Below are 14,204 nucleotides of genomic sequence, written 5' to 3'. Positions count from 1 at the left end.
CATTAGTTACAAGCACCGCTAATGACAGCCAGCTACAAACGCTATTTAATTACCTGCTACGGTACGGTGACGTTTCTCACGTCAGCGAATTTATTCATGAAGTTGCCGAACGTTCCCCCCATCATAAGAAGAGGTTGATGACAATCGCAGAGAGGCTAAAACAAGAAGGTCACCACAATGGGCTACAACAAGGGATAAAACAAGGGTTAGAGCAAGGGGGGCAAAAAGGAACGCAAGAAGAAGCCTTACGTATCGCGCGCATGATGCTGGAAAATGGAATTGATCGTGATTTGGTTAGGTTAATTACTGGGCTATTGCCTGACGATGTCACAGAATGAGTCAGATTGGGAAGGTTTGTAACCTTCCCTGTTAATAATTAAATCGTGAGCGACTCAACCACTTCGATCCAGCCGTGCTCGCTGGCAAGATCCTGATTGTTAAGCCAACGGCGCAGCATATTTAGCGCCATCATTGCGCACACTTCCTGACGAATCGACAAGCTGTAGCGATTAGCGTTCAGCCGAACGCGCAAACCATATGTCCCATTGGGGGTGGCCAGCGCAAAGTTAATATGTTCGTTTTCGAAAGCTGATATCGCCAAAGCCAGCCCGGCATAATGTTTGCTACGTCGCTCGGTTACCCAATGCGCCGTTTGCGCCAGCGTTTCTTCCTGGGGCGGAACAACTTCGCTCGCCAACAACGGAGCATTAGCGCGAGAAAGCTGCAACGCGACCAGACCACCGGTAAATTGTTCGCTCAGCGTCAGGCTATATTGCCGTTCCTGCAACGTGCGGGCGATTTGCGCAGGCAAACCTTCCGTACCTTCAAAAATCATGTTTTGCCCGGCAACCTTTTTCACCTCAGGCCACAGCGCCAGCATCGCTTCCCGTTGTGAATCCGGCCCGGTCAGCTTCAGCTCAATAATCGGCATTGAGGAGCGATATCCCATTGTTACACCCGGTGGCAAAGTCAGCGGATCCAGGCTTTGTGCCAGCTCGCTTTCAGAACGGCCAAAGGTGGTTAATCGCAGGCATAACGGGGGCTGAGCCAAAGAGAAACGCTCACGCAAACGCGGCAGAATCTCATGCTCAACCATGACTTTGAATTCTGACGGTACACCCGGTGTAAAGAACATCAGGCAGCGGTTAAGCTTCAGGGCGAACCCGCACGCGGTACCCACCGGATTATTGATAAACTCCGCGCTGGCGGGAAGTTCAGCCTGTTTGCGGTTGCTCGGCGCCATCACGCGGCCACGATCGCGGAAATATCGCTCCATCTCGGTCAGCCATGCGTCATGCAACACCAGCCCTTCGCCTTTTGCCGTTGCCGCTGCCAGCGCGCTCAAATCATCGCTGGTTGGCCCCAAACCGCCATTAACGATCAGTATATCGGCGTGTTCGCTACGCTCACGCAAAACGGCGACTAAATCGTTAAGATTGTCACCTACCGTGTTGCGGCGTGTTAGCGGTAAACCCTGATTAAAGAAAAAATCGGCCAGCCAGGCGGCATTGGTGTCGACGATTTGTCCGTGCAACACTTCATCCCCGGTGGATAGCATCTCCACGTTTAACATCGTGTTCTCCTGCTTTTATGATGAAAACACTATAACGCATGGAGGGGGGAAGGCGCGACTGAACGCCGCGCCAGAAATGTTAGAAGCTGGCGTTAACCCCAACGTACGGGCCATCAGCAATTGCGTTATCACGGTTACCATCTTTACCTGCCAGGTTCAGGTAACGATAACCGGCTTCGATGCTCAGCGGACGCATAATAGTCAAACGCGCACCGGCATTTGCTTCTTCATAGCTGTCGATACCGCTGGAAAGCGAATCAGGCGAGTAATAGTACTCACCAAACAGACGAATGCTGTCGCCGATCGGCCACTGTAAACCACCACCGACAGCCGCAGCATAACCTTCATCGCCATCGTTTGGATTGGTATATACACCTTTACCACCAACGGTCGCCAACAGTGGACCCAGCGGGATATTCAGCCCCAGGCCCAGCCCAGCAACATCGCCGTCGTCATCATTATGCATCCAGTTGCCGCTGACGGCCAGACCGGTGGTCTCAGTACCCATACCGAATCCAAGGTTGGTGTAGTCTTCGCCAGCCTGACCGTTGATGCTAATCGCGTTTGCCGAAGCAGAAACAAACAGCATTCCGGCAAAACCCAACAGTAAACTTTTTTTCATTTTCTATCCTTTCCTGCAAGAATCAAAACATAGCCCCAAAACCGGTGAATTGTACTGTCAGATGACGAGGAATCAATGAGCTAAAAAAGCGATGCAAGACCATATTGTAACTAAATACTACTTAATGAGATTAGATAAGGTTAAATTTTTGTATGTAATCTATCGTTTGCATCCTTAATCGCCATTTTCAACAACAATCAATTTTTCCTCGCCCGTACGGACTTAATCGTCGATGAAGCGTTTTTTCTCCAGCCAGCAAAAGGTAAGATAGGTGGATGATGGAATTCTTAATACCCGCCCCTGGAAGGACTTGACCTATGCGCCAAAGAACAATTGTTTGCCCATTAATTCAAAACGATGGCTGCTATTTACTCTGCAAAATGGCTGACGACCGCGGCGTGTTTCCCGGTCAGTGGGCGCTGTCTGGCGGTGGCGTTGAGCCGGGTGAGCGCATCGAAGAAGCTTTGCGTCGGGAAGTGAGAGAGGGGCTGGGCGAGCAGCTGGTGTTATCAGAAATTACGCCATGGACATTCAGTGACGATATTCGTACTAAAACGTACGCGGATGGCAGCCAGGAAGAGATTTATATGATTTATCTCATCTTCGATTGTGTGGCAGCTAATCGTGAAGTGAACATTAACGAAGAGTTCCAGGCGTTCGCCTGGGTTAAAGCGGAAGATCTCGGCACCTACGACTTAAATATCGCCACACGTAAAACGTTAACCTTGAAAGGGTTACTGTAAGTCCCCCGAGTTTAAACGTAATATAAACAATGATCACATTAGCGGTATTGCTCTCAGCATTCAGCAACAGAGAACAATACCGCCATAATGACTAAAAACTCTTTATATTCAAACAAATAAATCACTCCCCACTGTCTTTGTTATTATCTCCCAAACCTTAAACCCTTAAGGATAAATTAACCTTCGGCCATTAACCTTTGTAGCCTGATGAAATAATTAACGACGCCCCTGTTTAGTCCCAAAAATAAAACTTCGGTAGCGTTAAATGGCTTGAAGGAATAATGATGTCTGACTTTTTGCCTTTCTCTCGCCCGGCAATGGGTGCTGAAGAGCTTGCCGCTGTAAAAGCGGTGCTGGACTCTGGATGGATAACCACTGGCCCGAAGAACCAACAGTTGGAAGAAGCCTTCTGCCAGCTCACAGGAAATAAACACGCCGTCGCCGTCTGCTCTGCCACGGCGGGTATGCACATCACACTGATGGCGTTGGGCATAGGTGCAGGCGATGAGGTCATTACGCCGTCAATGACGTGGGTTTCCACCCTCAACATGATTGTCCTGCTGGATGCGACGCCAGTCATGGTCGACGTCGACCGCGATACACTTATGGTCACACCTGAGCAAATTGAAGCCGCTATTACCCCACGAACTAAAGCAATTGTTCCAGTACATTACGCAGGCGCCCCCGTCGATCTTGACGCGATTTATGCCATTGGCGAGCGTTATGGCATCCCGGTAATAGAAGATGCCGCCCATGCCGTAGGGACATTGTATAAGGGCCGTCATGTCGGAGCGCGCGGTACGGCAATCTTCTCGTTTCACGCCATCAAAAATATCACCTGCGCAGAAGGTGGACTGATTGTTACCGACGACAGCCAGCTTGCCCAGCGGCTTCGCAGCCTGAAGTTTCACGGTCTGGGCGTTGATGCTTTTGATCGACAAACCTATGGCCGGGCACCGCAGGCCGAAGTGCTTGCGCCAGGATACAAATACAACCTGACGGATATCAATGCCGCTATTGCGTTGGTACAGCTGAATAAGCTGGAGCAACTGAATTCACGCCGGGCGCAAATTGCCCAGCAATATCAGCAGGCGCTGGCTGATACGCCCTTTCAACCGCTGAGCCGGCCTCAGTGGTCGCATGTTCATGCCTGGCATCTGTTCATCATTCGCGTTGACGAAGCGCGCTGCGGGCTGAGCAGAGATGCCCTGATGGAAGCGCTGAAGACCAAAGATATCGGCACCGGTCTGCATTTTCGTGCAGCCCATACGCAAAAATATTATCGCGAACGCTTCACTACCCTTTCGCTCCCAAATACTGAATGGAACAGCGCGCGCATCTGCTCGCTGCCGTTATTCCCAGACATGACCGAAGCGGATACCCAGCGGGTCATTACGGCACTTCGCGAGATTGCAGGACAATAATCATGTTTGAAGCAGCACCAATCAAAAAAGTCTCGGTGGTCATTCCCGTTTTTAATGAACAGGAAAGCCTGCCAGAGTTAATCAGACGCACCAGCGCCGCCTGCGAGAAATTGGGTAAAGACTATGAAATTCTGCTAATCGACGACGGTAGCAGTGACAATTCCGCTCAGTTGATGATGAACGCCTCCCAGGCACCAAACAGCCATATTGTTTCTATTTTGCTAAACCGCAATTACGGACAGCACTCGGCGATTATGGCCGGTTTCAGCCATGTCACCGGAGACTTGATCATCACACTGGATGCCGATTTGCAAAACCCACCGGAGGAGATCCCTCGGTTGGTCGCCACAGCAGATGAGGGGTTCGATGTGGTGGGCACGGTGCGCCAGAACCGGCAGGACAGCGTATTTCGTAAGACCGCCTCACGAATGATCAACCATCTGATCCAACGAACCACCGGTAAAGCAATGGGCGACTACGGCTGCATGCTACGCGCCTATCGCCGTCACATCGTCGATGCCATGCTGCATTGCCAGGAGCGCAGCACCTTTATCCCGATTCTGGCCAACATTTTTGCCCGTCGCGCGACGGAGATCCCGGTACATCATGCAGAGCGCGAATTTGGTGACTCCAAATACAGCTTCATGCGTCTGATCAACCTGATGTATGACCTGGTGACTTGCCTTACCACAACACCGCTTCGCATGCTGAGTCTGTTAGGCAGCGTGATCGCCGCCACGGGCTTTACCTTATCAGTCTTGCTTGTTGTTCTGCGCCTGACGCTCGGCCCACAGTGGGCAGCGGAAGGGGTATTCATGCTGTTTGCCGTCCTGTTTACCTTTATCGGCGCACAGTTTATTGGCATGGGTTTACTCGGCGAATATATCGGTCGCATCTATAACGATGTCCGCGCCCGCCCCCGCTATTTTGTTCAACACGTTATCCGCCCACAAACCACGCAGTCAACCGAGGAAAACCGCGCATGAAAGCCGTCGTATTTGCCTATCACGATATGGGATGTCAGGGTGTCCAGGCCTTGTTGGATGCAGGTTATGAAATCGCTGCCATTTTTACGCACACCGACAATCCGGGTGAAAAAGCGTTTTTTGGATCTGTTTCCCGCCTCGCGGCCAGCGCCGGTATTCCGGTTTACGCCCCTGACGAGGTTAATCATCCCCTGTGGATTGAGCGCATTAGCCAACTGGCACCTGATGTTATCTTCTCGTTCTACTATCGCCATTTACTGAGTGATGAGATCCTCAGCCTTGCCCCTAAGGGTGCATTTAATCTGCACGGCTCGCTGCTGCCGAAATACCGTGGCCGCGCGCCGCTGAACTGGGTACTGGTCAATGGTGAAACCGAAACCGGCGTCACGCTTCACCGGATGGTCAAACGCGCGGATGCCGGTGCCATTGTTGCCCAGCTGCGGGTTGCTATTTCGCCCGATGATGTGGCGTTAACGCTGCACCATAAATTGTGCCAGGCAGCGCGTCAGTTACTGGAAGAGGCGCTGCCCGCGATTAAAACGGGAGATTATGCAGAACACCCCCAACAGGAAGCAGAGGCGACCTGTTTTGGTCGCCGTACGCCGGAAGATAGCTTCCTCGACTGGAACAAACCAGCCGCAGAGTTGCATAACCAGGTACGCGCCGTCAGCGATCCATGGCCGGGCGCATTTAGCTATGTTGGTACGCAAAAATTCACCGTCTGGTCGTCACGTGTTTGCAAAAATGACCGCGCAGCCCAGCCTGGAACCGTCATCTCCGTTTCTCCTTTGCTGATCGCCTGCGCTGATGGCGCACTGGAGATTATTACCGGGCAAGCTGGCGATGGTATTGCCATGCAGGGGTCACAGCTCGCGCAGGTTCTGGGCCTGGTACCAGGTTCTCGCCTGAACAGCCAGTCAGTTACTACCGCTAAACGCCGTACTCGCGTGCTGATCCTTGGCGTCAATGGCTTCATTGGTAACCATCTGACCGAGCGCCTGTTGCAAGAGGACAATTACGAAGTGTATGGACTCGACATTGGCAGCGACGCCATTAGTCGTTTTCTGCAACATCCACGATTCCATTTCGTCGAAGGCGATATCAGCATTCACTCCGAATGGATTGAATATCATGTGAAAAAATGCGACGTCGTGCTGCCGCTGGTAGCAATCGCCACGCCAATCGAATATACCCGCAACCCGCTGCGCGTGTTTGAGCTCGATTTTGAAGAGAACCTGAAAATCATTCGCTACTGCGTGAAATACCGTAAGCGCATCATTTTCCCGTCAACCTCCGAAGTCTACGGCATGTGTACCGACAAAGTTTTTGATGAAGACAGCTCGAACCTGATCGTCGGCCCGGTGAATAAACCACGCTGGATCTACTCCGTTTCCAAGCAGTTGCTGGACCGCGTAATCTGGGCATACGGCGAAAAAGAGGGATTGCGATTCACCCTGTTCCGTCCGTTTAACTGGATGGGACCGCGTCTGGACAGCCTTAACGCCGCGCGTATCGGCAGCTCACGCGCCATTACCCAACTGATCCTCAATTTGGTGGAAGGTTCACCGATTAAGCTGATTGAAGGCGGTAAGCAAAAACGCTGCTTTACTGATATTCGCGATGGTATCGAAGCCCTGTACCGCATCATTGAAAACGAAGGCGGACGCTGCGATGGCGAAATTATCAACATCGGTAACCCGGAGAATGAGGCCAGTATTCAGGAACTGGCAGAAATGCTGCTTACTTGCTTTGAAAAACACCCATTACGCAACCACTTCCCGCCGTTTGCCGGTTTCCGTGACGTCGAAAGTAGTAGCTACTATGGTAAAGGTTATCAGGACGTTGAGCATCGTAAGCCCAACATTCGTAATGCAAAACGCTGCCTGAACTGGGAGCCCACCATTGAGATGCAGGAAACGGTAGAAGAGACGCTGGACTTCTTCTTACGCAGTGTGGATATCACGGAACACACATCATGACCAAAGTAGGCTTGCGAATTGATGTCGATACTTTCCGGGGGACGCGCGAAGGTGTGCCCCGCCTGTTGGAGACATTGAACCGGCATAACGTTCGGGCAAGTTTTTTCTTTAGCGTTGGACCTGACAACATGGGGCGCCATCTCTGGCGTCTTGTGAAGCCACAATTTCTGTGGAAGATGCTGCGTTCAAACGCAGCATCGCTCTACGGATGGGATATATTGCTCGCGGGAACCGCGTGGCCGGGAAAAGAGATTGGCCAGGCCAATGCGGCGATCATTGCCCAAACCGCCCTGATTCATGAAACCGGTTTGCATGCCTGGGATCACCATGCCTGGCAAGCGCGAAGCGGAAACTGGAATGATAAACAGCTGATTGATGATATTTCACGAGGCATTACCGCCCTTGAAGCCATCATCGGACAACCGGTTACCTGTTCTGCGGTTGCCGGATGGCGTGCCGACAACCGCGTCGTCGAGGCAAAAGAAACGTTCCATTTACGCTATAACAGCGACTGTCGGGGAACGTCGCTATTTCGCCCTGTACTGGCGTCCGGGAAAACAGGTACGCCGCAAATTCCCGTCACGTTACCAACATGGGATGAAGTGGTTGGTCAGGAGGTCCAGGCGGTGGACTTCAACGCTTATATTCTCTCCCACATCCAGATGAGCAGAGGAACACCGGTGTACACCATTCATGCGGAAGTTGAAGGCATCGCCTTTCATCAGAATTTTGACGAGCTGCTTACTCGCGCCGCGGACATGGGGATGACATTTTGCCCGCTTGGCGAGCTGTTACCAGACGATATCAGCACCCTGCCAACAGGGCAGATCGTGCGGGGAAAAATACCGGGCAGAGAGGGATGGCTCGGCTGCCAACAACCGGTGAGTGCGACACAATGAAACCTGTTGCCCGCTACACTCTGGCCTGTATCGCGTTTATTGCGCTGTATTTTATTCTCCCCATCAACAGTCGCCTGCTCTGGCAGCCTGATGAAACGCGCTATGCCGAAATCAGTCGGGAAATGCTGACGTCCGGCGACTGGATCGTGCCGCACTTTTTAGGGCTTCGTTACTTTGAAAAACCGATTGCCGGATACTGGTTAAACAGCATCGGGCAATGGTTATTTGGCGCTAATAATTTTGGCGTCAGAGCGGGGGCTATATTTGCCACCTTGCTGACGGCGCTACTGGTAGCCTGGCTTGCCATGCGGTTATGGCAGGATAAGCGTACCGCCGTACTCTCTTCTGCTATCTTTTTAACGTTTTTCTCGGTTTACAGCATCGGCACCTACGCGGTACTTGATCCCATAATTGCGCTTTGGCTGATGGCAGGCATGTGCTGTTTTTGGGAAGGCATGCAGGCCACCACCAGAACGCGCAAAATCATCGCTTTTTTGCTGTTAGGGTTAACCTGCGGCATGGGCGTGATGACCAAGGGCTTCCTGGCGCTTGCCGTTCCTGTGCTCAGCGTACTGCCGTGGGTTTTCGCGCAAAAGCGCTGGAAAGATCTCATACTCTACGGTCTGCTGGCGGTTATCGGCTGCGTCGTGATTGTGCTGCCGTGGGGAATAGCGATTGCCCAGCGTGAGCCGGATTTCTGGCATTACTTCTTCTGGGTTGAACATATTCAACGCTTCGCACAGGATGATGCCCAACACAAGGCTCCCATCTGGTACTACATTCCGGTATTCGTGGCTGGCGCATTACCATGGCTCGGGCTGCTTCCTGGCGCGCTGCGTACGGGCTGGCGTGAGCGGGATGTTCCGCGCAGCGCACTGTACCTGTTAAGCTGGATTGTCATGCCAATCCTGTTTTTCAGCATCGCCAAAGGAAAACTGCCGACCTATATTCTTTCTTGCTTCGCCCCGCTGGCGATATTAACGGCGCGTTTCGGCCTGCAGGCCGCGGAAAAAGGCTCCGCCGCACTGCGTGTGAATGGCTGGATCAACGTGCTGTTCGGCGTGACCGGCATTGTCGCCACATTTATTGTTTCCACATTGGGTCCGTTAAAGACGCCGGTCTGGTCGCATATCGAAACGTATAAGGTGTTTTGCGCGTGGGGTATTTTTATCACCTGGGCACTGTTCGGCTGGTATACGCTAAATAACCGCGAGAAGAACTGGAAATTCGCCGCGCTGTGTCCGCTGGGACTCGCACTGTTGTTTGGTTTCTCAGTCCCTGACCGGGTGATGGAGTCTAAACAGCCGCAGTTTTTTGTCGAGATGACTAAAGAGTCGCTGGAGTCGAGCCGTTACATTCTCACCGACAACGTTGGCGTTGCCGCAGGGCTGGCCTGGAGCCTGAAGCGTGACGACATCATGATGTACGGCCAAACGGGAGAGTTAAAATATGGCCTCAACTACCCGGATGCTCAGGGGCGCTTTGTTAGTCGGGAAGACTTTGCCGACTGGTTAGCGCAACATCGTCAGCAAGGAAATATTACGCTCGTGCTCACGATTGATAAGGATGAAGATATTAATCATCTCGCTCTCCCTCCCGCTGATTACATTGATAATCAGGGGCGACTGGTCCTGATTCAGTATCGGCCAAAATGATCTGGATAGCCTTAGTTCTCGCCAGCCTGCTCAGCGTCTGCGGCCAGCTATGCCAGAAGCAGGCGACCCGACCGGTGTCCGTTCGTGCGCGAAAACGCCACGTCACGCAATGGATTGGGCTTGCTCTGACAAGCCTCGGTCTGGCCATGCTGCTATGGCTGGCGGTACTGCAGAACATTCCTGTCGGCATCGCCTACCCCATGCTGAGTCTTAACTTTGTATGGGTGACGCTGGCCGCGTGGAAAATCTGGCGCGAACCCGTCACTACACGCCACTGGCTGGGGGTTGGGCTGATCATTACCGGCATCTTTATTCTTGGGAGCGCAGTGTAATGGGCATCTTTTGGGGATTATGTAGCGTTATTATCACCTCCGCAGCCCAGTTGAGCCTCGGCTTCGCAATGGATAATCTGCCGCCAATGATGCAGCCGCTGGCGTTCATCTCCGCCGTATTCTCTCTCAGTATTGGAGCGTTTGCTTTATCTGCCGGGCTGGCAGGCTATTTGCTGTCGGTTATTTGCTGGCATAAAGCCCTGCACCAGCTCGCGCTGAGCAAAGCTTATGCCCTGCTCAGCCTGAGCTATGTGCTGGTTTGGGTTGCATCAATGATTCTGCCCGGCTGGCAGGGAACATTTTCAGTAAAGGCGCTGGTTGGGGTACTGTGCATCATGGCGGGTTTAATGACGATTTTTCTGCCTGCAGACAAGCACCGGCGCTGAGCTCATTTATCTGCCGACAGTCGTAACAGGCGCTCCCATTCGTCACATATGTACTGTCTGGCATCGATTATTTTAATCACGCGGGATACATCGCGATTAACACAATACTGCGCATCTTTCAGCGGTGAAAGAAGATCGCCAGGTTTAACCCGCTCGAAAGATTGCGCCTCAGCGAGCATCTTAAGCGAACCACCACTATCGCAAAGTACAATATAGAGCCTCTCTGCTTTCTTGTGACAGCAAGACTTCTTCACATGCCATTCCATAGCGCACCTTTTGTTAAAAAATTTCACAATAGGTTACACTTCAGCAGATAAACAAAAGGACAATAGCTGCGGAATGACAAAAATGAGAAATGTAATTAATGCTTTCTTAATGTTAATGATGAAGCACTTACCCAATCCGACAACGCACGACGCGAGATTTTAATCCCTCCGGCTTTAAGCTCGGGTGGCAATGTCAACCAACATACCGGTTGCTGAAAGCGTGCCAGCTTATCTTTTACCCACTCTGCCAGATTAGTTTCTCCAGCATTAGCGTCATACTCAACGACCGCCACCGGGCGATGGCCAAATTCTTTGTCTTCTATCGGCACAATAAAGGCCTGCAGAACATGTGGATGTGCGGCAATCACGCGTTCCACCTCTTCCGGCTGTATGCCTTCCCCGCCGCTAAAGAACAGATTGTCCATACGACCGACAATGGTTAACTTGCCGTCCTTCAACACGCCGCGATCGCGGGTTGCAAACCAGCCTTCCGCGTTCACTAAAGGCATAAGCTGTCCGTTACGCCAGTAACCTTGCGCCATGCTGGCGGCTCGTAGCCAAACTTCGTCATTAACGATCCTGACTTCCCGCCCCGGTAAAGCAGAGCCCACATCCGCCAGGCCATCTGCCTCTTTCGCACAAACCGTAGAAGCAAACTCCGTCAATCCGTAACCGCACCAGCAACGAATCCCCTGTTCACGCGCCTGTTCCGTCAACTCAACAGGAATTGCCGCACCGCCCAGCAGTACCGCTTTTAGCGTGACTGGCGTGTTATTAACAAGTAAGCGCCACAGTTGCGTGGGCACCAGTGAAGCGTGAGTGCATCCAGCCAGCATTTGATCCAGCGGCTGTTTGTCGCGCACGGTCATTCGCGCCCCGGCGAACAACCATCGCCACAAAATGCCTTGCCCGGAAACATGAAACAGCGGCAGTGAGAGCAGCCAGTCATCCTCAACATCAAACGGCATTAATGACAGTACGCCCTGCGCGCTTGCCAGATGCGCCTGACAGGTATGCACCGCCGCCTTTGGTAATCCGGTAGAACCTGAGGTTAACGTCATCGTGCTCAAACGCTCGGGCAACCATGCAGCGGCGTGATCGCCTGGCAACGACTGCATCTGTAACGGACTGAGTTCCGGGAGTGCGATAGCAGCCTCCAGATCCAGCGCAAAACGTAGCGTTAAGTCCGGGACCAGCGCATCAAGCAGCGACTGAGGCAACTGTGGGTTCACAGGTAAAACCCGCGCCCCACACTGCAGCAGCGCGAGCCAGGCCAGCAAAGCGCGCGGATGATTCCAGGCGCGAAGCAGGACGCCATCGCCTTCTTCCACGCCCTGAGCGGCAAAACCGCTGGCCAGATGGTCGATGCGCGCGCAGAGCTCGCTCCAGCTTAATGCCTCATCGTTGAGGCGTAAGGCTGGCGCCTTCGCACGAACCTGTCGCCAGTGACGCCACGGCCAGTCACTGGGTTGTATCAGGCCCGATAAGCTCACGCTATCGGGCCTTTCCTGCTGGGTCATAGCAGACGTTCCAGCGCATCAACGTCGATACACGGCAACGCGCTACCCGGCCAGGTGCGTACCTGCTGGCACTGCATCAGGCTCAGGGTATCCAGACCCGGGATGGTTTGCGGCGTCAACCAGGCGGCAATTCGCGCCAGCTGGGTTAAGCCCAGACTCGACTCGATTGACGAACTGATAACGGCAGTAAGACCAAGCGCATGCGCCGCTGCCACCTGTTCACGGACTTTATCGAGACTGCCGGTCAGCGTAGGTTTGATAACCACAGCCTTGACGCCCTCTTCGGCTTCGAAGGTGAAATCCGCTTCACGCAAACTTTCATCCCAGGCGATGGCAATGCCGGTTTCACGCGCGAAGGCACGAGAATCATCACGGGTTTTGCACGGTTCTTCGAGGAAGGCAATGCGTCCGCGATACTCCGGATTAACGTATTTCGCGAACTGCTGAGCTTTCAACGGCGTCCAGGCCCGGTTGGCGTCAAGTCGTAAATGCAGCTCCGGGATCGCCTCAAGTAACAGATTGGCTACCATGCCGTCGCGAACCGCTTCATACAGACCGACCTTAATCTTCGCCACTTTTTCGCCCGGCATGTCCGCCAGTTGCAGTACCAGATCGTCAGGATCGCCCGTACACAGCGGTGCAGCACGATAGTCTGCGTCCTGTGGCAATACGCCAGCCAGTTCGGCCAGCGCACAGCTTACGCCAAAGGCGACTGAAGGCAGTTGCGGTAAGGAGGCATCCCCTTGCAGCCAGCCTTTCACCCAAGCCAGCAACTCGGTTTGCGCTTCTTCCCAGCTTTCCTGACTGAAGCCCGGCAGCGGGGAGATTTCTCCCCACCCTTCACGCTCACCGTCACGAAGACATACGTATAACCCGTCACGCGTTTTTAACCGCCTGTCGCGCAGAATCACCCCCGCGTCCATGGGGATCTGCCAGCGGTATACCTGCGCGCTACGCATTACGGATTCCGTTTGAATTTGCTGAAATCAGGCTGACGTTTCTGGTTAAAGGCGTTACGGCCTTCCTGACCTTCTTCCGTCATGTAGAACAGCATAGTGGCGTTACCTGCCAGCTCCTGCAGACCTGCCTGACCATCACAGTCGGCGTTCAGTGCAGCTTTCAGGCAGCGCAGCGCCATTGGGCTGTTTTGCAGCATTTCGCGACACCAGCGTACTGTCTCTTTTTCCAGATCCGCCAGCGGAACCACGGTGTTGACCAGCCCCATATCCAGCGCCTGTTTCGCATCGTACTGACGGCACAGGAACCAGATTTCACGCGCTTTTTTCTGACCGACGATGCGCGCCATATAGGAAGCGCCCCAACCGCCGTCGAAGGAACCGACTTTTGGACCGGTCTGACCGAAGATGGCGTTTTCAGCCGCAATGGTCAGGTCACACATCATGTGCAGCACATGACCGCCGCCAATGGAGAAACCTGCAACCATCGCTACTACCGGTTTCGGACAGGTACGAATCTGACGCTGGAAGTCCAGTACGTTCAGGTGATGCACACCGGAGTCATCCTGGTATCCGCCGTAGTCGCCACGTACCTTCTGATCGCCGCCTGCACAGAACGCTTTATCGCCCGCACCGGTCAGAATAATCACGCCGATGTTGTCATCATAGCGAGCATCCGCCAGCGCCTGGATCATCTCTTTCACGGTGACCGGACGGAAGGCATTGCGTACCTGCGGACGATTAATGGTGATTTTTGCGATACCGTCGGTGGATTTCTCGTAAAGAATGTCGGTATAGCCTTCAGAGCAATCGTGCCATTCTACCGGTGCGTAAAGCATTGTTTCATCAGGATAGATCATAAA

The 14,204-nt window shown here is 53.1% G+C and carries 15 protein-coding genes; 9 read left to right on the top strand and 6 right to left on the bottom strand.

All coding sequences use genetic code 11. The annotated features are described in order from the left end of the window. The first annotated feature begins 137 nt into the window (after positions 1–137). A complete protein-coding gene (locus OGX66_RS19450; protein WP_088903248.1) occupies positions 138–338 on the top strand; it encodes an Rpn/YhgA-type helix-turn-helix domain-containing protein in 201 nt (66 codons plus the stop codon). Positions 339–376: 38 nt separating this feature from the next. On the opposite strand, the gene OGX66_RS19445 is transcribed toward OGX66_RS19450, so the two are convergent. Beyond that, positions 377–1,573: a nicotinamide mononucleotide deamidase-related protein YfaY gene (locus tag OGX66_RS19445; RefSeq protein ID WP_088903247.1), complete on the bottom strand. Its 1,197-nt coding sequence runs from the start codon at positions 1,571–1,573 to the stop codon at positions 377–379. A gap of 79 nt (positions 1,574–1,652) precedes the next feature. Continuing rightward, on the bottom strand, positions 1,653–2,195 hold the full coding sequence (locus OGX66_RS19440) for a YfaZ family protein (protein WP_003027640.1): 543 nt from the start codon (positions 2,193–2,195) through the stop codon (positions 1,653–1,655). A gap of 317 nt (positions 2,196–2,512) precedes the next feature. Here OGX66_RS19440 and nudI point away from each other — a divergent pair, with 317 nt between their 5' ends. The 8 genes from nudI to arnF all read left to right on the top strand — a co-directional run bounded on the left by nudI (position 2,513) and on the right by arnF (position 10,599). Beyond that, entirely contained in the window at positions 2,513–2,938 is a 426-nt protein-coding gene (gene nudI, locus OGX66_RS19435; RefSeq protein ID WP_286512109.1) for a nucleoside triphosphatase NudI, read from the top strand. Between the two features lie 284 nt (positions 2,939–3,222). Further along, the gene (arnB, locus tag OGX66_RS19430) at positions 3,223–4,362 is read left to right on the top strand and encodes a UDP-4-amino-4-deoxy-L-arabinose aminotransferase (protein WP_088903246.1); all 1,140 of its coding nucleotides are present in this window, start codon (positions 3,223–3,225) and stop codon (positions 4,360–4,362) included. Positions 4,363–4,364: 2 nt separating this feature from the next. Continuing rightward, positions 4,365–5,348 carry an undecaprenyl-phosphate 4-deoxy-4-formamido-L-arabinose transferase gene (arnC, locus tag OGX66_RS19425; RefSeq protein WP_003027648.1) on the top strand — a complete coding sequence of 328 codons (984 nt, stop codon included), beginning with the start codon at positions 4,365–4,367 and terminating at the stop codon, positions 5,346–5,348. Continuing rightward, a complete protein-coding gene (arnA, locus tag OGX66_RS19420; RefSeq protein WP_088903245.1) occupies positions 5,345–7,327 on the top strand; it encodes a bifunctional UDP-4-amino-4-deoxy-L-arabinose formyltransferase/UDP-glucuronic acid oxidase ArnA in 1,983 nt (660 codons plus the stop codon). Before arnC ends, arnA begins: the two co-directional genes overlap by 4 nt. Continuing rightward, positions 7,324–8,226, top strand: a complete 903-nt coding sequence (gene arnD / locus OGX66_RS19415; RefSeq protein WP_003027653.1) for a 4-deoxy-4-formamido-L-arabinose-phosphoundecaprenol deformylase — start codon at positions 7,324–7,326, stop codon at positions 8,224–8,226. The genes arnA and arnD overlap by 4 nt, the downstream gene beginning before the upstream one ends. Beyond that, the gene (arnT, locus tag OGX66_RS19410) at positions 8,223–9,881 is read left to right on the top strand and encodes a lipid IV(A) 4-amino-4-deoxy-L-arabinosyltransferase (RefSeq protein WP_088903244.1); all 1,659 of its coding nucleotides are present in this window, start codon (positions 8,223–8,225) and stop codon (positions 9,879–9,881) included. Before arnD ends, arnT begins: the two co-directional genes overlap by 4 nt. Beyond that, on the top strand, positions 9,878–10,213 hold the full coding sequence (gene arnE / locus OGX66_RS19405) for a 4-amino-4-deoxy-L-arabinose-phosphoundecaprenol flippase subunit ArnE (RefSeq protein ID WP_003839381.1): 336 nt from the start codon (positions 9,878–9,880) through the stop codon (positions 10,211–10,213). The genes arnT and arnE overlap by 4 nt, the downstream gene beginning before the upstream one ends. Then, positions 10,213–10,599 carry a 4-amino-4-deoxy-L-arabinose-phosphoundecaprenol flippase subunit ArnF gene (gene arnF / locus OGX66_RS19400; protein WP_003027663.1) on the top strand — a complete coding sequence of 129 codons (387 nt, stop codon included), beginning with the start codon at positions 10,213–10,215 and terminating at the stop codon, positions 10,597–10,599. Before arnE ends, arnF begins: the two co-directional genes overlap by 1 nt. A gap of 2 nt (positions 10,600–10,601) precedes the next feature. Here arnF and pmrD read toward each other — a convergent pair whose 3' ends face one another. The 4 genes from pmrD to menB all read right to left on the bottom strand — a co-directional run bounded on the left by pmrD (position 10,602) and on the right by menB (position 14,201). Beyond that, positions 10,602–10,865 carry a signal transduction protein PmrD gene (gene pmrD, locus OGX66_RS19395; protein ID WP_003839377.1) on the bottom strand — a complete coding sequence of 88 codons (264 nt, stop codon included), beginning with the start codon at positions 10,863–10,865 and terminating at the stop codon, positions 10,602–10,604. Positions 10,866–10,960: 95 nt separating this feature from the next. Then, positions 10,961–12,385 (bottom strand): o-succinylbenzoate--CoA ligase, encoded by a 1,425-nt coding sequence (menE, locus tag OGX66_RS19390; protein ID WP_088903243.1) that lies wholly within the window; start codon positions 12,383–12,385, stop codon positions 10,961–10,963. Continuing rightward, on the bottom strand, positions 12,382–13,344 hold the full coding sequence (menC, locus tag OGX66_RS19385; RefSeq protein WP_003027669.1) for an o-succinylbenzoate synthase: 963 nt from the start codon (positions 13,342–13,344) through the stop codon (positions 12,382–12,384). Before menC ends, menE begins: the two co-directional genes overlap by 4 nt. Then, entirely contained in the window at positions 13,344–14,201 is an 858-nt protein-coding gene (gene menB / locus OGX66_RS19380; protein ID WP_003027671.1) for a 1,4-dihydroxy-2-naphthoyl-CoA synthase, read from the bottom strand. The genes menC and menB overlap by 1 nt, the downstream gene beginning before the upstream one ends. Between the last annotated feature and the right edge of the window lie 3 nt (positions 14,202–14,204).

The organism is Citrobacter sp. Cf072, assembly GCF_030334485.1.
Taxonomy (GTDB): Bacteria; Pseudomonadota; Gammaproteobacteria; order Enterobacterales; family Enterobacteriaceae; genus Citrobacter; species Citrobacter freundii.
The sequence above is the reverse complement of the archived record's forward strand: the minus strand, read 5'-3'. Positions and strand labels throughout refer to the sequence as shown.

What these genes read in the sequence shown, in the direction of transcription:
- menE (WP_088903243.1), bottom strand. Translation starts at nt 12,385, where the DNA reads ATGACCCAGCAGGAAAGGCCCGATAGCGTGAGCTTATCGGGCCTGATA.
- nudI (WP_286512109.1), top strand. Translation starts at nt 2,513, where the DNA reads ATGCGCCAAAGAACAATTGTTTGCCCATTAATTCAAAACGATGGCTGC.
- arnD (WP_003027653.1), top strand. Translation starts at nt 7,324, where the DNA reads ATGACCAAAGTAGGCTTGCGAATTGATGTCGATACTTTCCGGGGGACG.
- arnE (WP_003839381.1), top strand. Translation starts at nt 9,878, where the DNA reads ATGATCTGGATAGCCTTAGTTCTCGCCAGCCTGCTCAGCGTCTGCGGC.
- arnB (WP_088903246.1), top strand. Translation starts at nt 3,223, where the DNA reads ATGTCTGACTTTTTGCCTTTCTCTCGCCCGGCAATGGGTGCTGAAGAG.
- arnF (WP_003027663.1), top strand. Translation starts at nt 10,213, where the DNA reads ATGGGCATCTTTTGGGGATTATGTAGCGTTATTATCACCTCCGCAGCC.
- arnC (WP_003027648.1), top strand. Translation starts at nt 4,365, where the DNA reads ATGTTTGAAGCAGCACCAATCAAAAAAGTCTCGGTGGTCATTCCCGTT.
- arnA (WP_088903245.1), top strand. Translation starts at nt 5,345, where the DNA reads ATGAAAGCCGTCGTATTTGCCTATCACGATATGGGATGTCAGGGTGTC.
- OGX66_RS19450 (WP_088903248.1), top strand. Translation starts at nt 138, where the DNA reads ATGACAATCGCAGAGAGGCTAAAACAAGAAGGTCACCACAATGGGCTA.
- OGX66_RS19440 (WP_003027640.1), bottom strand. Translation starts at nt 2,195, where the DNA reads ATGAAAAAAAGTTTACTGTTGGGTTTTGCCGGAATGCTGTTTGTTTCT.
- pmrD (WP_003839377.1), bottom strand. Translation starts at nt 10,865, where the DNA reads ATGGAATGGCATGTGAAGAAGTCTTGCTGTCACAAGAAAGCAGAGAGG.
- OGX66_RS19445 (WP_088903247.1), bottom strand. Translation starts at nt 1,573, where the DNA reads ATGTTAAACGTGGAGATGCTATCCACCGGGGATGAAGTGTTGCACGGA.
- menB (WP_003027671.1), bottom strand. Translation starts at nt 14,201, where the DNA reads ATGATCTATCCTGATGAAACAATGCTTTACGCACCGGTAGAATGGCAC.
- menC (WP_003027669.1), bottom strand. Translation starts at nt 13,344, where the DNA reads ATGCGTAGCGCGCAGGTATACCGCTGGCAGATCCCCATGGACGCGGGG.
- arnT (WP_088903244.1), top strand. Translation starts at nt 8,223, where the DNA reads ATGAAACCTGTTGCCCGCTACACTCTGGCCTGTATCGCGTTTATTGCG.